Source organism: Streptomyces sp. NPDC051020 (genome assembly GCF_040683105.1).
Taxonomy (GTDB): Bacteria; Actinomycetota; Actinomycetes; order Streptomycetales; family Streptomycetaceae; genus Streptomyces.
In genome coordinates, this window is sequence record NZ_JBFBCG010000020.1 from 74,862 (window position 1) to 96,906 (window position 22,045).

Sequence of the window (22,045 nt, forward strand, 5' to 3'; positions counted from 1 at the left end):
GTCGAGGCCTGCGGGCGCTCTCGATGCCGTCGCTCTGTGCTCACCCGGCCGGCCAGGACGAACCTTGGCCTGGCAGCTGCCGCCCCGGCGGGGACGGCGGTGCTCAGGTTGTGAGGCCCTCGACCCCCACGGGAAGGTGGCGGGGGCCGCGCAGCACTGCGTTGGCACGGTACGGCGGCGGGTCCTCGAGCAGCCCCGAGAACTTGACCCGGCGGAACAGTTCGGGCACAGCCAGATGTAGTTCTATACGGGCGAGCGGGGCGCCGAAGCAGTAGTGGATGCCGGTGTAGAAACCCAGGTGCTCGTTGTCCTTGCGGTCGGGATCGAACCGGTCGGGGTCCTCGAAGCGCCGGGGGTCGCGGTTGGCCGCGGCCAGCATGAGCCAGACCGGCGAGCCCTCGAAGATCGTGGTGCCGGCGACGTCGATGTCGGCCAGGGCGGTGGTCCACGGGACGAACTGGACCGGCGGCTCGTACCGCAGCACTTCCTCGATGAGGGGGACGGCCAGTTCGGGCTCCTTCTGGAACCGCTCAAGGACGTCGGGGTGGCGCAGCAGAGTGAGGGTCGTATTGGTGATCGCGTTGACGGTGGTCTCGTGGCCGGCGACCAGGAGGAGCACCGCGGTGGCCTCCAGGTCTGCCGGTGTCATGTCAGGGGCGAGCGCGCTGAGCATCCCGGGGCCGGGGTGGCGGCGTTTGGCCTCGATCAGGTCGGACAGGTAGGAGCCCAGCTCCTGGCGTGCCCGCTGCCCCTTTTCCTGGCCCTCGTCGCCGGATTGGGGATCGAGTGACGACGCCAGGGCATCGGCCCAGCCGTGGAAGCGCGGTTCGTCCTCGCGCGGCACGCCGAGGACCTTGCAGATGGCGGTGACGGGAAGGGGGTAGGAGAAGTCCTCGACGATGTCGACCTGGTCCTTGCCTTCGAAGGCGTCGAGCAGCTCGGTGACGACCTTGGCCAGGTCTCCGCGCAGGCCGTCGAGGAACCTGGGGCTGTGCGGGGGGCCGAACGGCCGGTTGATGGTGTCGCGCAGCCGGTCGTGTACCGGCGGGTCGGTGAAGATGAAGCTCGGCGGCAGGCCTGTGTCCTCCGCTTCCGCTGTGCGGGCGTAGCGGGGTGGACGGTTCCTCGTGTCGTTGCTCAGCCGCGGGTCGTTGGCCAGGCTTCGCACTTCGTAGTAGGTGCTGACGTACCCGCTTGGCGTCCCGGTCCAGGCCCTCGGCGGCGACGCCCAGACGCCATTCGGCGTCGATGTCACGCCGCCGCGGCAGCGCAGTGTCCTCGGGCCGTGCCCGCCCGAGCAGCGCCTGCTTGGACAGCGGCGGCCGGTCGTAGGGTTCGTACGGCTCGTCGCCGATCATGGTCAGCGATCCGGTGAAACCCTTGTCGCGCAAGGTCTCCGCCGCGCGCAGACCCGCCAGCGAGGCACCGACGACGGCAATGCGGCCCCGGCGCCGCAGGACCTCGGCGTCCGTGTCAGCCGACATGGGGCTCCACCCGCTTCGTCGGCTCATCGGAGTAGTCGACAAGGATGGCCTGGACCGGGCAGGCGGCAGCAGCCTTCTCCACCCGGTCACGTTGTGCCTCGTCGAAGCGAGGGGAGAACAGCAGCGCTTCGTCGCCGTGGAGGGCGAAGACGTCCGGGGCGAGAAAGACGCACTGCGCGAATCCCTGGCACCGGTTGAGATCGACGACAAGCCTCATCTGGAACCCACTCCCTGATCAGGCCGCGGTCCCCTGGCGCGTCTGCGGCCTACGCCGCAAGCTCCGCAGCCCTTGCGCTCGGTCCACACGATCGGATGGCATGCCTCTCCTTCAGGATCGCCCCCTCCGGAGCGGGCTTGCAACGCGAGAGCGTCCTGGCGAGCCTCCCCCGACCACAAACCGAACCGCGCGTATCGCCTTGCACACAGGTGGTGATGACCCGCGCCGAGCGGCCCTGCCCGGCGGGCAAGGCGACTCAAGTTGAGTGTGGGCATGGGCGATCCTAGGCTGATCAGAGTGGGTGAGTTGAATGACCTACGTTCGGCCAAGCCGTCAATCATGTGGCCTGTGCAGGCGGTCCTTCCGGAATCATTGACCTACCTCCTCGCGGGGCCGCGGCTCTCCTCCGGCCCTTGTCGGTCAGGCTCGTCGACGCAGCGCACAAGCGTAGGCATCCATCGAGAGCGCGGAGGGCGGCGCGGCTATGACCGACGTGGACACGCTGTCGGTGAACACGATTGGAGGGCACCGCGCCCGAGGTCGTTCCCCACCGGGGCATGGAAGGCAACCGTCCCACCGATGTGCTGCTCGGAGAAGTCCTGACACCCCGTCTCCTCGGCGCGCTCATCTCGCTCTACGAGCACAGCGTGTTCACCCAGGGAGTGATCTGGGACATCGACTCCTTCGACCAGTGGGGCGTGGAACTCGGCAAGGTACTCGCCGCCCGGATCACCCCGAACTCACCTCCGAAGCCGAACCGGAGCTCGCCCACGACTCATCGACCCATGCCCTCATCCGCCGTCACCGCGCCCTGAATCACTAGGGCCCGCCCCACAGGAGAGCAGCCATGGCTTCCGAAACCCCCATGCAGCTCGGCATGATCGGACTCGGCCGGATGGGCACGAACCTCGTGCGCAGGCTCATGCGCGACGGCCATCGGTGTGTGGTCTACGACCTCAACGAAAGCGCGGTAAAAGAGCTGGAAGGCGAGGGCGCGGTCGCCGCCGGCTCGCTCGGCGACTTCGTGGCGAAGCTCGAGCGGCCAAGGACCGCCTGGCTCATGCTTCCCGCCGCCGTCGTACAGCCCACCCTCGACCAGCTGGCCGAACTCCTCGACGCGGACGACACGGTCATCGACGGTGGCAACTCCTACTACCGCGACGACATCGCCCGTGCAGCACAGCTCGCTCCTCGCCGCATCCATTACCTCGACTGCGGGACCTCGGGCGGTGTCTGGGGACTTGACCGCGGATACTGCCTCATGATCGGCGGCGAGTCCGAGCCCGTTGCCCGGCTCGACCCCCTATTCAAGACCATCGCACCCGGCGCCGGCTCCGCCGAGCCGACCCCGAGCAGGCAGGCCAACGGGACGGCACCGCATGGCTACCTGCACTGCGGTCCGAGTGGAGCAGGGCACTTCGTGAAGATGGTCCACAACGGGATCGAGTACGGGATGATGGCCGCGATCGCCGAGGGGCTCAGCATCATCGAGCACGCCGACGCTGGGCGCCGCAAGTACACCGCCGACGCCGAGACCGCCCCACTGCGCGAACCTGAGGCCTACCAGTACGAGATCGACGTCGGCGAGGTGGCCGAGGTATGGCGCCGCGGCTCGGTCGTGGGCTCCTGGCTTATCGACCTGACCGCTGACGCACTTGCCCGGTCACCGAAGCTGGAAGAGTTCACCGGGCGCGTCTCCGACTCCGGCGAAGGGCGGTGGACCGTACTCGCGGCGGTCGACGAAGGCGTACCAGCAGCCGTGATCACCACGGCGCTCACCGAGCGATTCCAGTCCCGGGGCCTCGGCGAGTTCGCCGACAGGGTTCTGTCCGCCATGCGCAGTGAGTTCGGCGGACACGCCGAGAAGAGGAGCCGATCGTGACACGCCCGGACAACCACGTGATCGTGCTCTTCGGCGCCACCGGCGACCTCGCCAAGCGCAAACTGCTCCCCGGCCTGTTCCACCTCGCCAGGGCAGGCCTCCTCCCGGACGGCTACCGCATCGTGGGCTCGAGTACCGCTCGGTCCGCGCTGAGCGACGACGCGTTCCGCAAACACGCGCACGATGCCGTCGCTACCTTCGGGCTGTCCCAGCCGTCCGGGCCGGAGTGGCAGTCCTTCGAGGAGTCACTCTCCTTCGGCGCCGCCGAGCCCGAAGATCCCGGCCCGCTGCTCGCGGCCGTACGGTCGGCCGAGGACTCCCTCGGCGGGCAGCCACGCAGACTGTTCCACCTGGCCGTCCCACCCTCCGCGTTCGGATCCGTGATCGGAATGCTCGGCGGCACCAACTTGGCAGAGAACGCAAAGGTGATCGTGGAGAAGCCCTTCGGTACCGATCTCGCCTCCGCGCGGGCGCTGAACGAGACGATCCACGCCGTCTTCGACGAATCCCGCGTCTTCCGCATCGACCACTTTCTGGGTAAGGAGTCGGTGGACAACATCCTCGCCCTCCGCTTCGCCAACGGCCTGTTCGAACCCATCTGGAACCGGGACCACATCAGCCATGTGCAGATCGACGTACCCGAGACGCTCGGCCTCGAGGGCCGCGCCGGCTTCTACGAACGCACTGGAGCCTTCCGGGACATGATCGTCACGCATCTGATCCAGGTGCTCGGCATCGTGGCCATGGAACCACCTGTCTCGCTCGGCGCCCAGCCATTGCGTGACGAGAAAGCCAAGGTCTTCCAGGCACTGCGCCCCATCGAACCCGCCCACGCGGTACGCGGACAGTACGAGGGCTACCGTGACGAGCCGGGTGTCACACCGGATTCGCAGACCGAGACGTTCGCCGCGCTACGGCTGGAAGTGGACAACTGGCGGTGGGCCGGAGTGCCGTTCCACCTTCGCTCCGGCAAGAACCTCGCACAGCACCGCGAGGTGATCACCCTCGGCCTGCGCGAGCCGCCCCTGAGGATGTTCCGTACCGATCTCCCCCATCACGAGAAGAACACAGGCAACAAGATAGTGATCGACTTCGGGGACCCCGGGTGGATCGCGGCCAGCTTCCTCGCGAAAGAACCCGGCCCCACCATGCGACTCGCACCGGCAACGATGACTTTCCGCTACGCCGACTCCTTCTGCCAGAAGCACGGACTCGAAGGCTACGAACGGTTGCTCTTGGACGCCATGCTCGGCGACCAGTCGCTGTTCACCCGGTCCGACGAAATTGAGCACATCTGGGCGGCATCGACCCCCCTGCTCGAAAACCCACCGCCGCCCCAGCCGTACCCCGCCGGTTCATGGGGCCCGGACCCGGCCGTCAGCGAACTGATCGCACCACATCAGTGGCATCTGCCGGACGCCGACGACGGCGCCCATGCTTGACCCTCGCTGCGTCTGGGCGCCGGCTACGCAGTGCGCGAAGACTCCACCGCTGCCTTGGCGAGGTCGTCAGCGCTGACGCATGCGGCATCGAGTTGGCGAAGCAGAGCAGCAGTCTGCCTGCCCATCGCTTCTTCGATCAGGGGGAGCTGTTGCATCTGCGGAAGCCTGAAGGCCTCGCGAAGCCGATCGGCCTCGACCTCGATGCCGCGCTGGCGGCCGGCCTTTTGACGTAGTCAGCACCAAGTCAGCACGGGAGCCAGCACGGCGCCTCCACATCATGCCCGAACAGCGCAACTCGGACAGCGCCCTTCGCGCCCTCGTCGAGGCCGCCACGGCGGCCCCGACACCGCCTCCATGGTGGCCGCACGCACTCCCGCGCCCAGAACTATGGTGCCCCATCACATACGCCTCTGACCTGCACGTTCCTACGGTGTGGCGACACGCAAACGTCCCCGTCACACACACCAGGAAGTGGTGCCGATGTCCTCCCCCGCGACCGCTCCTCCACCACCCTCGAACCTCAGGCGCATCGTCGCCGCGAGCCTCATCGGCACCACCATCGAGTGGTACGACTTCTTTCTCTACGGGTCAGCAGCCGCGCTGGTCTTCAACAAGCTGTTCTTCCCCGACTCCGACCCGCTCGTCGGAACGCTCCTCTCCTTCCTCACCTATGCGGTCGGCTTCGCCGCCCGCCCGCTCGGTGCCCTGGTCTTCGGGCACTACGGCGACCGGCTCGGCCGCAAGAAGCTGCTGGTGCTGAGCCTGCTGCTGATGGGAGGCGCGACCTTCGCCATCGGCCTGCTGCCCACGCATGCCACCGTCGGCGCCGCCGCTCCCGTACTGCTCACGGTGCTGCGTCTGGTGCAGGGCTTCGCCCTCGGTGGTGAGTGGGGCGGGGCCGTACTGCTGGTGTCGGAGCACGGGGATGCGAAGCGGCGCGGGTTCTGGGCCTCCTGGCCGCAGACCGGGGCGCCGGCCGGGCAGTTGCTCGCCACCGGAGTGCTCTCCGCGCTCACCGCGCTGATGTCGGACTCGGCCTTCGGGGCGTGGGGCTGGCGTATCCCGTTCCTGCTCTCGGGTGTGCTGGTGGCTGTCGGCTTGTGGATTCGTCTCTCTGTCGATGAATCGCCGGTCTTCAAGGCGGCGTTGGCGCGGGCCGAGGAGCGCAAGGCGGCCGCGGCGGCTGCCGAGAAGATGCCGCTCGTCGCCGTGCTGCGGCACCACTGGCGGGATGTGCTCATTGCCATGGGCGCCAGGATGGCGGAGAACATCAGCTACTACGTGATCACCGCGTTCATCCTCGTCTATGCGGTGACGGCCGCCGACCTGAGCAAGCAGACGGCGCTGAACGCCGTGCTCATCGCCTCCGCGATCCACTTCGCGGTCATCCCGATGTGGGGTGCGCTGTCGGACCGGATCGGCCGCAAGCCCGTCTATCTGGTCGGGGCGGTCGGTGTGGGGCTGTGGATGTTCCCGTTCTTCGCACTGATCGACAACCGCAGCTTCGGCAGTCTGCTGCTCGCCGTCACGGTCGGGCTCATCTTCCACGGGGCGATGTACGCACCGCAGGCGGCCTTCTTCTCGGAGATGTTCGCGACCCGGATGCGGTACTCGGGTGCGTCGATCGGTGCGCAGTTCTCATCGGTCGCGGCGGGTGCTCCGGCGCCGCTCATCGCCACCGCGCTGCTCGAGAACTACCACAGCTCGGCACCGATCTCGCTGTACGTCATCGCGGCAGCGCTCATCACGGTGCTGGCGGTCGTGTGCGCCAAGGAGACCCGGCATCGGGATCTCGCGGGCATCGAGGCGACTTCGGAGCCGGACGCACCCGCGGTGCTGCCCGCCGATGCCCGTACCGCCTGAGTTCCGGTGGCCGGACGGGCCGGGAAACCGGCCCGTCCGGCCACGGTGCGTGTCCTACCGCGTCACGGCTGGACCGTCGGCTCGAACCAGGTCGGTTCGTCGGTCAGGGACTGCTTGATCCGGAAGAGACCGAACTCGTTCAACGGCGGCAGGGCGTCGAGCGGGAACCAGTCCACCTCCAGGGACTCGTCGTCATTGACGCGCGCCTCACCGCCGGTTGCCCGGCAGCGGAAAGTGATGTCCATGAACTGGCACCGGTCGCCATTGGCATACTGCACGGGGTTCAGCGCCTGGGTGAGCACCACCCGCTCCGCCACACAGTGCACGGCGGTCTCCTCGTACACCTCGCGCACCGCCGTCGTGGCGGGCTGCTCCCCCGGCTCGCAGATGCCGCCGATGAGCGCCCACTTGCCGGTGTCGGAGCGTCTGCCGAGCAGAACCCTGTCCTCGTCGTCGAAGACCACGGCGCTGACGCCCGGCAGCAGGAGTAGCTGTGTGCCCGCCGTGGCACGGATTTCACGGATGAAGTCAGGAATGGCCATGCGCCGACCCTACGTGGCCCATGCCACCGTTCAGCGTCCTCGGCGCGCCCGTACCGATCTGACGGTCACCCAGCCCAGTCCCCCTGCGGCGATCAGCACGAGCAGCCCCTCGGGGAGCGTGCCCAGCCGGGTCGCGGGGGTCAGCGAGGAGCGCAGCGGCACCTTGTCCACCAGCGCGTCCGGGGTGAACATCTTCGTCTTCTGGGCGATCGTCCCGTCCGGGCGGATGACCGCGCTGACGCCGCTGGTGACGGGGACGACGACGGACCGGCTGTGTTCCACGGCCCGCACCCGGCTCATCGCCAGCTGCTGGTACGTCATCTCGCTGCGCCCGAAGGTGGCGTTGTTGCTGGGGACCGCGATCAGCTGGCTGCCGTGTTCGACCGTGTCCCGTACGGCGTCGTCGAACGCGGCCTCGTAGCAGGTGACGAGCCCCACCTTGGTGCCCGCGAGGTCGAACACGCCGACCTTCTTGCCCGGTCCGAAGTCGCGCTGCACCCGGTCGACGTCGGAGCTGAAGATGCGTACGAAGGAACGCATCGGCATGTACTCGCCGAACGGCTGGATATGGCGCTTGTCGTACGTGGCGACGGGGCCGCCCGACGGCTCCCACTGGATGAGGGTGTTGCGCAGCTTGCCGGTGTCGGGCTCGATGACCGCGCCGACCACAGTGGGGGCGTTGATCGCCTTCACCGCTTCGTCGATGACGATCCGCGCGTCGGCATTGCGGTAGGGGTCGAGGTCGGAGGAGTTCTCGGGCCACAGCACGAAGTCGGGCTGCGGTACCTTGCCCGCCTTCACCTCGCGGGCGAGCTGTTCGGTGCGGCGTGCGTGGTTGTCAAGAACGGCGCGGCGCTGGGCGTTGAAGTCGAGTCCGAGGCGCGGCACATTGCCCTGGATCGCGGCGACGGTCGCGGTTCCGTCCTCCGCCGAGTCGTCGACGAGCGGGCGCGCGGCCAACGCCCCGGCCAGGGGTACGAGGACGGCCGCGGCCGCGGCGGAGACCGCGGCGCGGGGGATCCGACCAGTGCTGCGGTATGTGCGGAAGGAACGCACCGCTTCGAACAGTCCGAAGCCGCACAGCACCACTGCGAACGAGAGCAGCGGCGTGCCGCCCAACGCCGCGAGCGGCAGGAACACGCTGTCGGCCTGCCCGAAGGCGATCTTGCCCCAGGGGAACCCGCCGAACGGCACCCGGGCCCGGACCGCCTCGTCCAGGGCCCAGACCGCGGCGGCCCAGACCGGCCACCACGCGAGCCGGGACACGGCGGCGATCCCGATGCAGCCCACGGCGACGAACAGCGCTTCGGCGGCAGCGAGCGCCAGCCACGGCAACGGACCGACCTCCTCGCCCGTCCAGTGCAGCAGCGGCAGCATGAAGCCGAGCCCGGCAAGCAGGCCGAGGCCGAATCCGGCGCGCAGCCGACGGCTGTGCAGAACCCAGCCGAGCAGTGCGAAACCAGGCAGAACCAGCCACCACAACGGTCGGGGCGGGAAGCTCAGATACAGCAGCGCACCCGACAGCACGGCCGCGGCCGGCCGTGCGAGTCGCGGCAGGAACCGTCTCTCCCGCTGCTGAGTGACGATGGACTGCGGGTCGTCGACGGGGCTGATGGTGGTGCTCACCCGGCGGAGTCTACGGTGGTGAGGCGAGCGCGGGGCAGTCCCGGGGCGATACCGGAATGCATTCGGAATGCTTCGTGCCGGATCGTTCCTGCGCATTTCCTCCACAAACCCGCACCACTGCCGTTACCGTGTGCGCCAGTCCCCCGCCGACCGGCTGGATCCGGCCGTCGTGGACGGGACGGTCACAGTTCGGGGGGTCTGACACGATGACTGCACGGGCGGGCCGGTACGGGGCTCGGGAAGGCGGCAACGCGTCCGATGCCGCCGGAGCCGTGATCCTCGCCGCCTGCGCCATCTGGTCCTTGATCAGCGCGGCCGGGCGGGAGACCAGGCCGGAGGGTGTGCTGCTGGCGCTGCTGGCCGTCGCCGCAGGGTTCGTCTGCGGCCGGATCTGCGGCACGCTGCTGCCGGTGGCCACCGCGGCGGTCGCCGCCGTGGCCGCCCTCGCCCTGGCGCTCGCCTCGCGCGGCCGTATGCCGGGCGCCACCGCCGTTGCCGATGTCGCGCCCGGTCACACCGGGGCGGCGGCCGCGCTGCTGGTGCTGGCCGCGGGCGCCGCCTGCTGCGCGGCCGCGGCGGCCGGCCGGGCACCGGTGCGTCTCACGCTGCGACTGGTCGCGCTCGGCACCGCCTGTGCCGCGTCGGCCATGCACTCGGTGGCGGGATTCGTCACGGCGTTCGGGGTGCTGCTCAGTTCGTTGGCCGCGGTCAGGATGCGCCGCAGACTGCTCGGTCTGACCGGGCTGGCGCTGGTCACGGCGCTGGTTGTCGGTACGTCATGGGCGGTGGCCGAGGAGGCGCTGCCCGACGGGCTGATGGTCTCTCTGGAAGGGCAGCTCACCCCGAACCGGGTGCTGCTCTGGCAGGACGCGGTGGATCTCGCCGAGGAGCATCCGCTGCTGGGCATCGGACCCGGCCGGTTCGCCGAGCTCAGCCCCACTGCCCAGCAGACCGTGCAGTCGGACGGGAAACCCCACTCGGCGCCGCTGCAGCAGGCCGCCGAGCAGGGGATCGTGGGGGTGGCGCTGCTGGGGGCGGCGTTCGGCTGGCTGCTGTACGTGCTGTGGCGCTCACCCCGCGCCACGGCGGTCGTCCTGACGGCGGGCGCCGCGCTCACCGCGTTGGCGGCGCTGGCGAGTGTCGGGAACGCGCTGAGCTTCACGCCGGTGACGGCGGGCGTGGGACTGCTCGCGGGACTGGCCTCGGCCCGGCAGCCGATCGGGGACGGCACGTCGGGCACATCCCGTACGGAGAGTGACGAGGATGCGAACCGTGCCGCGTACGGGACGGGGACCACGGCCGGACGCCGTCCGCGGGCCGGTCGCAGCCCCTTCTGACGGGTGCGGCCCTACTGACCGCTCAGCCCCCGGCAGCCGCGTCGGCCGCCGGCAGGTGGAGCCGTTCGCGGATGAACCGTACGCCCTCTTCCGCATCGTCCACCGTCACGGTGAACGTCCTGCCGTCGCCGAGCTTGAGCACCAGGCCCTCTCCCCTGCGGACCACCACGGCTGTCCCCTGCTCGGGGCGCCAGCGGTAACCCCAGCCACCCCAGTGGCGGGGGGTGACTTGGGGGACGAACTCCGCCCCGACCACATGGGTGAGCAGGATCCGTCGGCGCGGCAGACCCATGTGGCCGCAGCGCACTTCCAGGGCGTCTCCGTCGACCCGCACGGCCACGTTCACAAAGGCGAGCGTCCCGAACAGCATGAGCAGTCCGGCTGCCACGCAGCCGATCACCGACATCAGCAGAGGGGCGATGCCGGAGTTCCAGTTGGAGGTCACGGCGAGCTCGACACCCAGTGCCAGGCACGCCGCACCGGCTGCGGCGAGCACCCACTGCGCCTTGTTGGTGGCCCGGCCGGTCCAGACGGCGGGAGCCGCCTCGGCGCCGGTCCCGCTCGGATTCCGGGGGTGGTCCCTCATGCCAGCAGGGTACTCAGAATCCGGGCATCCGGGATGGGCCCAACGGCCCTCACCGGGTCGTCTCAGCGGGCGGGGCTGACGGCTGCCAGCAGCCGCCCCTCGGCGTAGGTCAGGGCGGCTTCCGGCAGCTCGGCGTCACGGCCGCTCAGGAGCACGGTGAGGGCGGTGGCCGGCTCGGCCGACGGCGCGGGTGCGACCCCGATCCGGCGCAGTGCCTGGGCGGCGACGGCCCCGGCGGAGCCGTGCAGTGCCACGGGCGGCAGGCCGGGCTGCTGCACGGCGGCACGGATCCGTTCGGCGACCAGTTCGTAATGCGTGCAGCCGAGAACGACGGCCCGTACGCCCGGTGGAGTGAGCGCGGCGGCTGCGGCGACGGCACGGTCGATCGCCGCTTCGTCCGCGTTCTGCACGGCGTCGGCGAGACCGGGGCAGGCGACCTCGGTGACGTCGACAGAGCCGGCGAATTCGCGGATGAGTCCGCGCTGGTAGGGACTGCCCGTCGTGGCGGGGGTCGCCCAGATGGCGACGGGTCCGCCGCCGGCCGCGGCCGGCTTGATCGCGGGGACGGTGCCGATGACGGGCAGCGTGGGTTCCAGCGCGGCACGGAGCGTCGGCAGGGCGTGTACGGAGGCGGTGTTGCAGGCGACGATCAGCGCGTCGGGCCGGTGGGCGGCGGCCGCGCGGGCCACGGCCAGCGCGTGCGCGGTCAGGTCCTGCGGTGTCCGCGGACCCCACGGCATGCCGTCGGGGTCGGAGGAGAGCACCAGATCGGCGTCGGGCCTCAGCCGACGTACTGCGGCGGCCGCCGGGAGCAGGCCGATTCCTGAGTCCATGAGCGCGATCTTCACCCGGTCACCATAGTCGACCGCCCTTGCGGTCTCGTCGGAGTGGGGCAGACTGCGGCGAATGAGCGCCGTTGCCTGGATCGCCGTGGGTTCGCTGGCCGCGTGGGTGTGGCTGCTGCTGGGACAGGGGTTCTTCTGGCGGACCGACCAGCGGCTGCCTCGGCGTGCGGGACCGGACCGCTGGCCGTCGGTCGCGATCGTCGTGCCCGCGCGTGACGAAGCCGACATGCTGCCGGTGAGCCTGCCGTCGCTGCAGGCGCAGGACTATCCGGGGGCAGCGGAGATCTTCCTGGTCGACGACTGCAGCAAGGACGGCACCGGTGATCTCGCCCGTGCGCTGTCCGTGCGGTACGGCGGGCTGCCCGTGACGGTGGTCTCTCCCGGGGAGCCGGAGTCCGGCTGGACGGGCAAGCTCTGGGCCGTCCGGCACGGGATCGCGCTCGCGCGGGCCCGAAAGCCGGCGCCGGAATTTCTGCTGCTCACGGACGCGGACATCGCGCATGAGCCGGACAGTCTGCGGGAGCTGGTCGCCGCCGCCTGTTCCGGCGGGTTCGATCTGGTCTCGCAGATGGCCCGGCTGCGGGTGGCGAGTGCCTGGGAACGCCTTGTCGTGCCGGCGTTCGTGTACTTCTTCGCGCAGCTCTATCCGTTCCGGTGGGTGAACCGGGCGAAGGCACGGACCGCGGCCGCGGCGGGCGGCTGTGTTCTGCTGCGGACGGGGGCCGCCGAGCGGGCGCGGGTTCCGGAGTCCATCCGGCAGGCGGTCATCGACGACGTGTCACTGGCGCGTGCGGTGAAGCGCAGCGGCGGGCGGATCTGGCTGGGGCTCGCGGAGCGGGTGGACAGTGTGCGGCCGTATCCCCGGCTCGCGGATCTGTGGCGGATGGTCTCCCGCAGCGCGTACGCACAGTTGCGGCACAGCCCGGTTCTGCTCATCGGTACAGTGCTGGGTCTCGCGCTCGTCTATCTCGCCCCGCCGGTCACACTGGTGGCAGGGCTGCTGAACAGCGATCGGCCGGCGGCGTGGGCAGGTGGCGCGGCGTGGGCGGTGATGGCGGGGACGTACATGCCGATGCTCGGCTACTACCGGCAGTCGATGTGGCTCGCGCCGTTGCTGCCGTTCACCGCCGTGCTGTATCTGCTGATGACGGTGGATTCGGCGGTGCAGCACCACCGCGGCCGCGGCGCGGCCTGGAAGGGACGCACCTACGACCGTCCCGAGGCCGCACCGGACCGATGAACGGAGGGAATCCCGGTCCGTCCGCAGTGGCGGGCCCCGGACGGACCGGGGGTCATTTCCGGCCGGGCGTCCAGCTCATCCCCCACCCATAGGCGTAGTCGATGGTGCGCTGCGGACTCACCCCGCGCTCGGGTACGAGATAGCGGGCTTCGCGCTGCACGGTGAGGTCTCCCCCGTTGTTGGTGATGAGTGCGAGTGCGCAGACGGTGGAGGGAACGGTGCATTCGTCGAGTGAGAAGTCGATCGGGGCGCCGTGCTGCGGCTGCAGGGTGACGGTCGCGTGCAGATCGGCGAAACTCCGGGCGCCTTCATAGATGGTGACGAAGATCAGGACCCGGCGGAGCCGGTCCTTGTGGTCGAGGTCGATGGTCAGGTTCTCGCCGGTGGAGACGGCACCGGTGCGGTCGTCCCCGTCGAGATGGATATAAGGGGGCTGCCCGAGAGCGCCGAAGGCGTTTCCGAGTGCTTGCACAACTCCCTTCCTGCCGTCGGTCAGTTCGTAGAGGGCGCAGAGATCAAGATCGAGATCCGTGTGGTTGGCGACGGCCCTGCCGAGTTTGCTGCCCCAGCTCTTGAACTGTTTGCGCACTTCCCAGTTGAGATTGACGCGCATGACTCCTGACGTGCCGCCTTGTTTGGCGAGGGAGACGGACGGCGCGTCCTTGGTGAGCGTCACCTTGGAGAGCCGGACGGGCTGGGGGGATGGCGATACAGGCGGCGCGACAGGGGGCGCCGGGGGTGCCGTCGGAGCGGCAGCCGGGGGCTGGGCGTGCGGGGGGAACCGGGGCGGTGGCGGCACGTCAACTCGTGTTGCCCCTTGGGGTTGTTGAGATTGAAGAGGCTGGTGCGATTGCTGAGGCTGTTGGGGTTGCTGGGGCTCGTCGACGGAAATGCCGAAGTCCGTGGCGAGACCTTCGAGGCCGCTGCTGTATCCCTGACCCACGGCGCGGAATTTCCAGGCGCCCTGCCGACGGTAGAGTTCACCGAGAATGAACGCGGTCTCCACCGTCGCGTCCGCGCTGTCGAAGCGCGCGATCTCCGAGCCGTTCGACATGTCCGTGATCCGTACGTACAGGGCTGACACCCGCCCGAAGCTGCCACCGTCCGCGGAGGCGGCCAGAACGATGCGGTCGATGACGGGCTCCACCCGCGCCAGATCCACCGCAAGGCTGTCCGTAACACCGCCGGCGGCGTTCCGTTTGCCCTCATGACGCACCGCGCCGGAGCCATGCACCGGCTGGTTGTAAAAGACGAAGTCCGCGTCGCTGCGCACCTTTCCCGACACGAGAAGGAGCGCCGACGCATCCACGTCCGGCGTCCCCGGGGCGGTACGCCACCCCAATTCGACCCGCACGGCCTGGGCCGCCACTGGAACATTGGCTCCTTTTTGCATGGTCATGCTCGCCCCCATCACGAGTCCGGCTGCCGAAGACTTTTCCGTGCCAACCTAATCCGAACGCTGCCACAGGGCCCACAGTCGCGCCGGGCCCGTCCGGCGATCCGCCGGTAACCTCCCGCGAGCTGGCCCTATACACGATTACAACGCGTCTCGGCGCCCTTTTTTCCCAAGTTCGCTCGCATTGGGGATCGCTGTTCACTCACATCTCGTAAACCAACCCTCTTATCGGGCTCCCCAACCAGCACATCGTGGGCTTAACTTAGGTGTCATGACCTCCCCCCGCTCCACCTACGGCGGCGGCTACTACGCCGCACCGTCGTTCCCCGACACTCCGATCTACGACTCCTTGGTCGCGGAGCGGGGTACGCCTCAGATTGCCCCGATCCGAGTGCCGGCCTCCTACGACACCGGAAACAGCTACCTGCCGGCGCTCCCGTCGGCGCTGCCGGCGCTTCCCGCGGCGCCTTCCCAGCCGAACCCGTCGTACGGCTACCCGCAGCAGATGGCCGCACCGCAGCAGAACTACGCGCCGATGCAGCCGGCTCATCTGCAGCACGCTCCCGCTCCGTACATCCCGCAGCAGCCGACCGGCATGCGGGGCGGCTACCAGCCGCCTCAGCCCCAGCCGCCGCGCCCGGCGCCGGGCACGGGGTACGAGTCGATGCGTCCGGCGGCGCCGCGGCCCGTACCCGCGCCCTCTCCGTACGAGGACCCGTACAACCGCCCGTACCAGGGCCGAGGGTACTGAGCCGCAGAACCCGCTGCACACGGCCGCGGTCCGTCCCGGGCCCGCTCCGCAGGACGGGCCCGGGGGGACTGGCAGGATGGAGGCATGCGTCCTCCCGTACTGCGCGCCGTGCACATTCATCCGGTCAAGTCACTGGCCGGATACGAGCCCGGCGAGGCCGCCGTCGAGCCATGGGGACTCGACGGCGACCGCCGGTGGATGCTGGTCGACACCACGGGCCGGGCTGTCACACAGCGTCAGCAGCCGCACATGGCGCTGGTCTCCGCCGTGCCGCTGCCCGGGGGCGGCATCGGTCTGTCGGCGCCGGGGAGCGCGCCGCTGACCGTCGAGGTGCCCGAGCCCGGACGCACGGTCCCCGTGACGTTGCACCGGTCCACCATCGAGGTGGTGGAGGCGGCGGCCGCCGCCCACACCTGGTTCAGCGACTGCCTGGGCATGGAGGTCCGGCTCGTCCATCTCGACGCGCCCGCGACCCGTCGGCTGATCAATCCCGCATACGCGCGCCCCGGCGAGACCGTCGGATTCGCCGACGGCTACCCGCTGCTCCTGACCTCCAGCGCCTCGCTGGACGCCTTGAACTCACTCATCGCGCAGGGCGACCACGCAGACGAGGGCCCGCTGCCGATGAACCGTTTCCGGCCGAATGTCGTCGTGGACGGCACGGCGCCGTGGGCGGAGGACGGATGGGAACGGATCACCATCGGCGATGTCCCGTTCCGCGTCGTCAAACCCTGTGACCGCTGTGTCATCACCACCACCGACCAGGGCACCGCGGAGCGCGGCAAGGAGCCGCTGCGTACGCTCGCGCGCCACCGACGTGCCGGGCAGGACCTGCTGTTCGGCCAGTATCTGATTCCGGACGGGACCGGCGTGATCCGGGTCGGGGACCCGGTTCGGATTCTCGGCTGACTCGGCCGGGAGGGGAACTCGTGGGACCGGCCCGCGCGTTGGACGGCGTGAGGTAGCTCTCTCTTCGTCTGCTCGGCGCGCAGACTGTGCCGTATCGGGATATGACGGATGTGGAAGGGGGTGCGGGACTGTGCGAGCGGTATCGGGAGTATGGCGTTGGCGGCACAATCCCCTGCGCCGCGCCACAGACCGGCGTGAGGCGTGGGTGGCTCTGGTGGCACTGCTGTTGATGGCGGTGGCGGCGCCTGCGCTCGGATGGCTGTGCGGGTCGCTCATGGACGACGTCCTGCAGGAGTCGGTACGGCTCCAGCGGGCGCAGCGGCATGCCACGACGGCGGTTGTGGTGCGCCCGGCGCCGGGGGCACCACGTCTGGTCTCCGACCCTGAGGTGTCCTCGGAGCGCACGATGCAAACGTCGGTGGTGGCGCGCTGGAAGGCCCCGGACGGCACGGCCCGCAGCGGAAGAGTCGCGACCTCTTCGAAGAACGCCGATCCCGGCTCTAGGGTGCGGATCTGGACCGACCTGGACGGACGCCCGGTGCTGCGCCCGATGGACGTGCCGACGGCCCACACCCATGCGGCGCTGGCCGGATTCGGGGCGATGCTGCTGTGCGTCGCACTGATCGAGGGCTGGCGGCGCCTGATCGTATGGCGCATGGTGCAACGGCGGTATGCGCGGCTCGACCGGGCGTGGGCCGAGGCCGGTCCGGACTGGGGCAGGACGGGCACCGGCAGCTGATGAGCTGGGATCCCGTCAACTCCCGCCCTCCGCGCGCGCTACGGTGGACCGGTCCGCTCACCTCTTCGGCGGACGGACCCGTGACGACCCCTGCCGCAAGGCCGGCCGCACGGGCATCGGACACGCACGAGGTGGGGGCACAACAGCGCCATGGCACAGGGCACGGTCCAGGTGACGCACACCGGCACATCGCGGTGGCGGCGCCGCACTGGCGAATACGCCTCCCTCACCGCAGCCCTTGAGGCCGCGACGGACGGTGATGTCCTCACCGTCGCGCCGGGCACCTACCGGGAGAATCTCGTCCTGCACCGCGCAGTGACCCTGCGTGGTCCCGAGGGCTCCGTCGGCTCCGTCCGGATCGCACCGGTCGACGGCGTACCGCTGACGGTGCGTGCCTCCGCCGTCGTCCAGGATCTGCATGTGGAGGGCCAGGACTCGGCGGCCCCCGCACTGCTCATCGAGGACGGCGCCCCGGAGCTGACGGATCTGCGGATCGTGACGCGGTCGGCAGCCGGGATAGAGGTGCGCGGTGCGGCCCGGCCGAGCGTGCGCCGCTGTACGGTCGACAATCCGGCCGGGGTCGGCATCGCCGTGCTCGACGGTGCGGGCGGGGTATTCGAGGAGTGCGAGATCGTGTCGGCCGGGCAGTCCGGGGTCTCGGTGCGCGACGGTGCGCATCCCCGGCTGGAACGCTGCCGGATCCATCACTCCTCGGGCGCCGGACTGAGCATCACCGGTGAGGGCAGCGCGCTGGAGGCCGTCGGCTGCGAGGTGTACGAGATCAAGGGCAGCGGCATACAGGTCACCGCCCGCGCCTCCGCGCACCTCACCGACTGCACGGTGCACCGCACTTCGGCGGACGGGGTCACGCTCGACACGGACGCGGTGCTGACGCTCGCCGACTGCGACATCCATGACATCCCGGAGAACGCGGTGGATCTGCGCTCCCGTTCGGTCCTCACCCTGACCCGTTCCACGGTCCGCCGCTTCGGACGCAACGGCCTGTCGGTGTGGGACCCGGGCACCCGGGTCGACGCCAACCAGTGCGAGATCCACGACAGTACGGGCGACTACCCGGCGGTCTGGGTGAGCGACGGCGCGACCGTGATACTGGACTCCTGCCGGGTCCATGACGTGCCGGACGCGATCTTCGTCCTCGACCGGGGCTCGCGCGCCGATGTCGTCGACAGCGATCTCACCCAGGTCCGCAACACGGCGGTGTCGGTGAGCGACGGCGCGACCGCACAGCTCGACGACTGCCGGATCCGGGAGGCGTCCACCGGCGCCTGGTTCCGCGACCACGGCAGCGGCGGCACTCTGAACAACTGCACCATCGACACGGCACAGACCGGGGTCATCGTCACCAAGGGCGCCGACCCGACCATCGAGCGCTGCACGGTCACCTCGCCTGCCGAGGCCGGTTTCTACGTCTCCGCCGAGGGCCGCGGCACCTTCAACAGCTGCCGGGTCACCGGCAGTGACGGATACGGCTTCCATGTGATGGACGGCTGCCGTACCACGCTGACCCGGTGCCGTGCCGAGCGGTGCGCGCGCGGTGGCTACGAGTTCGCCGAGGGCGGCTCGCACGGCGACGGGCATGGGACGGGCCCGGTCGTCGAGGACTGCACCAGCGACGAGAGCGCGCTGCGCACCGCCACTCCCCCGCCGCCCACGGTGCTGACGGCCAACCAGTCGGCCCCCGGGCTGCTCGGTGCGGTGCCCGCGCAGCGCCCGGCCGTGCCCGCCGCCGTCGAGGCACCCGCCGAGCCGGTACGTACCTCGGGCGCCGTTCTCGGCGAACTGGACGCGCTGGTCGGCCTGGACAGTGTCAAGCGCGTGGTGCGGGCACTCACCGACATGATCGAGGTGGGCCGCCGCCGCCTGGAGGCGGGGCTGAAGGCCGCGTCGGTGCGACGCCATCTGGTCTTCACCGGCTCCCCCGGCACCGGCAAGACGACCGTGGCCCGCCTGTACGGCGAGATCCTGGCCTCGCTCGGGGTGCTGGAGCGGGGGCATCTCGTCGAGGTGTCCCGGGTCGATCTGGTCGGCGAGCACATCGGCTCGACCGCCATCCGTACCCAGGAGGCGTTCGAGCGGGCGCGCGGCGGGGTGCTGTTCGTCGACGAGGCCTACGCGCTGTCGCCCGAGGACTCCGGCCGGGACTTCGGCCGGGAGGCGATCGACACGCTCGTGAAACTGATGGAGGACCACCGGGACGCGGTGGTCGTGATCGTCGCCGGTTACACCCACGAGATGGAGCGGTTCCTCACGATCAACCCCGGCGTGGCATCCCGTTTCTCACGGACTATCACCTTCAGCGACTACGAGCCCGCCGATCTGCTGCGGATCGTCGAACAGCAGGCCGAGGAGCACGAGTACAACCTCGCCGAGGGCACCGGAGAGGTGCTGCTGAAGTACTTCACCGAGCTGCCCAAGGGCCCGGCGTTCGGCAACGGCCGGACCGCCCGCCAGACCTTCGAGTCGATGGTCGAGCGGCATGCCGGCCGGGTCGCCCAGCTCGCAGATCCGAGCACGGACGACCTCACCCTGCTCTACCCGGAGGACCTGCCGGAACTGCCCTGAGAGCCTGTCGGGTGACCTTCGATCGGAGAGCGGACGCGGCATGGTGCGTGCGATTCCAAGGCGCCGGGATGGCCTTGGATGGGGCCTCCCCTGCTCGAACGAAGCTGAGAGCTTGGGGAAGGAGCTACCAGGGCATTTCGGCAACGCCGGAAGCGTGCGTGCCAGGGCGTGGCCGCCCGATCAGAGGTCACCCGACAGGCTCTGAGTCTCTCCGGAGCCCCCGTCGGCCTGGCGGGGCAGCACCGGCCCGAGCCGGACGAGCAGCGCCGCCCGTTCCTCGGCGAAGACGGGGTCGGCCTGGTAGTCCGAGTGGCCCAGCACCGGTTCGGGCAGCGGGTGCTCCGGCGTACGCCCGTAGACCAGCGGGTCCCGCAGAGGCCCCCGGTCCACTTCGGGGCCGGCACCCGCGTCGAGCCGGACCCGGCCACCGATCGGGTCGGTGGCCCGCCACAGGTTGCGCCAGCAGCGCACGGACCGATGCAGTCCATGCAACGGTCCGGGACCGAAGTAGGCCGGGAACCAGCGGCCATACAGCCGCTCGATCGGCGAACCGTAGGTGAGCAGCGCAACCCGTTTCCGGGCCCCGGCCGGCAGCTGCCAGACGGCTGACGCCGCGAGGACGCTGCCCTGGGAGTGCCCGGAGATGACGAGCCTGCCGCGGGTGCCGCCGGTCCAGCCGGCCATCCGGGAGGCCAGGTCGGGGACGGCGCGCTCGGCGTAGCAGGGGGGCGCGAAGGGGTGGGCGGCGCGCGGCCAGAACGTGCCGACGTCCCACAGGATGCCGATGGTGCGTCGGGTGGAGGCGTCCCGGTAGGCGCGCCGACCACAGGTCACAAAGACGATGAAGCCGAAGCCGATCATCCAGGAGCCGGTCGACTGGGCGGCTTCCGCGACCGACTCGATGAACGGGCCTGCACCGTCCAGGGCCAGCCCCGGCACCTCCCCGCTCACCCACGCCCCGGCGACCGCTCCCGCGCCGAGCAGCAGGGTGGCGCCGGAGACCAGCCCGAGGAGCCAGGGCGCGGAGTCGGTGAGCGCGGCCAGGGCCCGGGTCCTGGCGATCTGCCGGGTACGGGCGGCGTCCGGCCGCTTCTCCCCGTACTCCTTGTTGACCTCGGGTTCCATGGCGCGGGCGGCGAGCCAGGTGCGTACGCCCAGCACGACGGCGGGAATCAGCAGCAGGGCCAGGAGTGCCGGGATGACCGAGGCCTGCCAGCTCAGCAGTACCGGCGGCCCGTCGATGAGGGAGCTCCGGCCCATGCCGGGAGTGCCCGGTCCGTCGAGCCAGTCGGCAACGCGCTGGGCGACCCCGCCGGTCATGACGCCGCCGAGGGCGCAGGCGAGCATCGCGACCGCGGGGCCGCCGAGTCCGTACATGACCGTTCGGGGCTCGGGCGTCCGGCGGTACAGGCCGAGCGCGACCGCCGCGAGGGCGATCACGAGCATGCCCTGGCCGACGGTGAGGACGCGGAAGGTGACGTCTCCGGGCAGCGTGCCCGCGGAGACCCAGTCGGGACGGGACCAGGCCGCGTACACCGCGGTGACGACGAGCACGGCGAGGGCAGCGCCGGGCAGCCAGGTGATAACGGCACCGTCGAGCCGGTTGTCGAGCCGCCGCTCGCTGCGACCCCGGCTGCAGACCACCCAGAGCACGACGAGCGTGCCCAGCACGAGCATCGCCTCGATCAGGTGCCCCAGGAACTCGGGTACAGGGCCGGTGACGGCGCGGTCGTGACGGGCCACGGCACCCGCGACGGAGGCCGCCACGGTCAGGAACCCGGCGGCGGTGTGCGCGGCCCGCAACCGGGCGACGAGCCGCCGGCCGTACCAGAATCCGGGGCGGCCGAGGGCGGGGCGTCCGACGGGGGCTCCGGCGGCGTGGGTTCCGGCGTCAGGACCCTCCGTGGTGGGGGTGGCCTCGGTACCGTTGTCGAGGACGTCGTCGTCCGGTTCCGCGCCGGTGAGCGGGCGCTGCGACTCGTAGGCACTCCAGGTCCGATTGGAGAGGAACCAGAGCAGCCCCACCAGCACCGTGGGCACCAGAGCCGCCAGCGCGAGCCGCCGCCCCGGCTGCGACCACCAGCCGTCCTGCGCCGTCGACAGGAAGCCGAGCCAGGACCGTTGGTTCGAGCACTCCGGTACACCCGCGCACTGCCAGGCCACCAGATCCAGCGCGACCTCGCACGCCGCAGCCGTCAGCAGGACGGTCAGGCTGAGGGCGACGAGGCGCACGAGCACGCCGTACAGCCGGACCGTGCGGGTGCGGCGTCTGGCCGTGGGCCGCATCCAGTGGGCCAGGTTGACGACCATGAAGGGAAGCAGCAGCAGCCACAGCGCGCGCGAGCCGTTGCCGGAGGTGAGATTGGACCAGCAGTACGCCTCCTCGATGGGCCGGTCCCGGTACCGCTCCGGGTGCTGCTCGGCGTCGACGTCCCCTGAGCGCCGGAATATGGCAGCCGTCGCATCGCCGGTGACCCGGACGGTGCGCGGATCCCGGAGCATCGACTGGGGGGTGGCTCCACCGACGCCATGAACCAGGAGTTCCAGCGCGGCCTCCGTGCTGTGCGGGGCCTCGGTGACAGGGGGCACGTGGATGACTCGCT

19 protein-coding genes and 1 pseudogene are annotated in these 22,045 nt (G+C 70.3%); 11 read left to right on the top strand and 9 right to left on the bottom strand.

Features of this window, described 5'->3' with window-relative positions:
- Positions 1–103 precede the first annotated feature (103 nt).
- The 3 genes and pseudogenes from AB0N06_RS13700 to AB0N06_RS13710 form a co-directional block, all read right to left on the bottom strand.
- The gene (locus AB0N06_RS13700) at positions 104–1,255 is read right to left on the bottom strand and encodes a cytochrome P450 (protein WP_366134866.1); all 1,152 of its coding nucleotides are present in this window, start codon (positions 1,253–1,255) and stop codon (positions 104–106) included.
- Positions 1,185–1,484: pseudogene (locus AB0N06_RS13705) on the bottom strand (FAD-dependent oxidoreductase); the annotation flags it as partial. The pseudogene AB0N06_RS13705 and the gene AB0N06_RS13700, both read right to left, overlap by 71 nt.
- Positions 1,474–1,701 carry a ferredoxin gene (locus tag AB0N06_RS13710; RefSeq protein ID WP_366134867.1) on the bottom strand — a complete coding sequence of 76 codons (228 nt, stop codon included), beginning with the start codon at positions 1,699–1,701 and terminating at the stop codon, positions 1,474–1,476. The gene AB0N06_RS13710 and the pseudogene AB0N06_RS13705, both read right to left, overlap by 11 nt.
- 557 nt (positions 1,702–2,258) lie before the next feature.
- Between AB0N06_RS13710 and AB0N06_RS13715 the strand changes: the two genes are divergently transcribed.
- The 5 genes from AB0N06_RS13715 (at position 2,259) to AB0N06_RS13735 (ending at position 6,888) form a co-directional block, all read left to right on the top strand.
- Positions 2,259–2,516 carry a hypothetical protein gene (locus tag AB0N06_RS13715; RefSeq protein WP_366134868.1) on the top strand — a complete coding sequence of 86 codons (258 nt, stop codon included), beginning with the start codon at positions 2,259–2,261 and terminating at the stop codon, positions 2,514–2,516.
- Positions 2,517–2,548: 32 nt separating this feature from the next.
- Positions 2,549–3,583, top strand: coding sequence for a phosphogluconate dehydrogenase (NAD(+)-dependent, decarboxylating) (gene gnd / locus AB0N06_RS13720; RefSeq protein ID WP_366134869.1), 1,035 nt, complete (start codon positions 2,549–2,551; stop codon positions 3,581–3,583).
- Positions 3,580–5,025, top strand: a complete 1,446-nt coding sequence (zwf, locus tag AB0N06_RS13725) for a glucose-6-phosphate dehydrogenase (protein ID WP_366134870.1) — start codon at positions 3,580–3,582, stop codon at positions 5,023–5,025. Before gnd ends, zwf begins: the two co-directional genes overlap by 4 nt.
- A gap of 92 nt (positions 5,026–5,117) precedes the next feature.
- Positions 5,118–5,258 (top strand): hypothetical protein, encoded by a 141-nt coding sequence (locus AB0N06_RS13730; protein WP_366134871.1) that lies wholly within the window; start codon positions 5,118–5,120, stop codon positions 5,256–5,258.
- Between the two features lie 247 nt (positions 5,259–5,505).
- A complete protein-coding gene (locus tag AB0N06_RS13735; protein ID WP_366134872.1) occupies positions 5,506–6,888 on the top strand; it encodes an MFS transporter in 1,383 nt (460 codons plus the stop codon).
- Positions 6,889–6,950: 62 nt separating this feature from the next.
- Here AB0N06_RS13735 and AB0N06_RS13740 read toward each other — a convergent pair whose 3' ends face one another.
- Together AB0N06_RS13740 and lnt are read right to left on the bottom strand one after the other, a co-directional pair.
- Positions 6,951–7,430 (bottom strand): NUDIX domain-containing protein, encoded by a 480-nt coding sequence (locus AB0N06_RS13740; RefSeq protein WP_366134873.1) that lies wholly within the window; start codon positions 7,428–7,430, stop codon positions 6,951–6,953.
- A 30-nt stretch (positions 7,431–7,460) separates the two neighbouring features.
- Positions 7,461–8,987 carry an apolipoprotein N-acyltransferase gene (gene lnt / locus AB0N06_RS13745; protein WP_366134893.1) on the bottom strand — a complete coding sequence of 509 codons (1,527 nt, stop codon included), beginning with the start codon at positions 8,985–8,987 and terminating at the stop codon, positions 7,461–7,463.
- A gap of 275 nt (positions 8,988–9,262) precedes the next feature.
- Between lnt and AB0N06_RS13750 the strand changes: the two genes are divergently transcribed.
- Positions 9,263–10,393 carry an O-antigen ligase family protein gene (locus AB0N06_RS13750; protein WP_366134874.1) on the top strand — a complete coding sequence of 377 codons (1,131 nt, stop codon included), beginning with the start codon at positions 9,263–9,265 and terminating at the stop codon, positions 10,391–10,393.
- A 22-nt stretch (positions 10,394–10,415) separates the two neighbouring features.
- Here the strand turns inward: AB0N06_RS13750 and AB0N06_RS13755 are convergent, their stop codons facing one another.
- The gene (locus AB0N06_RS13755) at positions 10,416–10,979 is read right to left on the bottom strand and encodes a hypothetical protein (protein ID WP_366134875.1); all 564 of its coding nucleotides are present in this window, start codon (positions 10,977–10,979) and stop codon (positions 10,416–10,418) included.
- A gap of 62 nt (positions 10,980–11,041) precedes the next feature.
- Entirely contained in the window at positions 11,042–11,827 is a 786-nt protein-coding gene (locus tag AB0N06_RS13760; protein ID WP_366134876.1) for an aspartate/glutamate racemase family protein, read from the bottom strand.
- Positions 11,828–11,885: 58 nt separating this feature from the next.
- Here AB0N06_RS13760 and AB0N06_RS13765 point away from each other — a divergent pair, with 58 nt between their 5' ends.
- A complete protein-coding gene (locus AB0N06_RS13765) occupies positions 11,886–13,064 on the top strand; it encodes a glycosyltransferase (protein ID WP_366134877.1) in 1,179 nt (392 codons plus the stop codon).
- A gap of 52 nt (positions 13,065–13,116) precedes the next feature.
- Here AB0N06_RS13765 and AB0N06_RS13770 read toward each other — a convergent pair whose 3' ends face one another.
- Positions 13,117–14,475, bottom strand: a complete 1,359-nt coding sequence (locus AB0N06_RS13770) for a TerD family protein (RefSeq protein WP_366134878.1) — start codon at positions 14,473–14,475, stop codon at positions 13,117–13,119.
- A 256-nt stretch (positions 14,476–14,731) separates the two neighbouring features.
- Between AB0N06_RS13770 and AB0N06_RS13775 the strand changes: the two genes are divergently transcribed.
- From AB0N06_RS13775 to AB0N06_RS13790, 4 genes are all read left to right on the top strand, one after another.
- A complete protein-coding gene (locus AB0N06_RS13775; protein ID WP_366134879.1) occupies positions 14,732–15,211 on the top strand; it encodes a DUF6643 family protein in 480 nt (159 codons plus the stop codon).
- Positions 15,212–15,295: 84 nt separating this feature from the next.
- Complete coding sequence (locus tag AB0N06_RS13780; RefSeq protein WP_366134880.1) at positions 15,296–16,120, top strand: MOSC N-terminal beta barrel domain-containing protein; 825 nt, start codon at positions 15,296–15,298, stop codon at positions 16,118–16,120.
- A 130-nt stretch (positions 16,121–16,250) separates the two neighbouring features.
- Entirely contained in the window at positions 16,251–16,859 is a 609-nt protein-coding gene (locus tag AB0N06_RS13785; protein ID WP_366134881.1) for a hypothetical protein, read from the top strand.
- 150 nt (positions 16,860–17,009) lie between these two features.
- Entirely contained in the window at positions 17,010–19,442 is a 2,433-nt protein-coding gene (locus AB0N06_RS13790; protein WP_366134882.1) for a right-handed parallel beta-helix repeat-containing protein, read from the top strand.
- Positions 19,443–19,622: 180 nt separating this feature from the next.
- Here the strand turns inward: AB0N06_RS13790 and AB0N06_RS13795 are convergent, their stop codons facing one another.
- Positions 19,623–21,944, bottom strand: a complete 2,322-nt coding sequence (locus AB0N06_RS13795; RefSeq protein ID WP_366134894.1) for a hypothetical protein — start codon at positions 21,942–21,944, stop codon at positions 19,623–19,625.
- Positions 21,945–22,045: the final 101 nt, after the last annotated feature.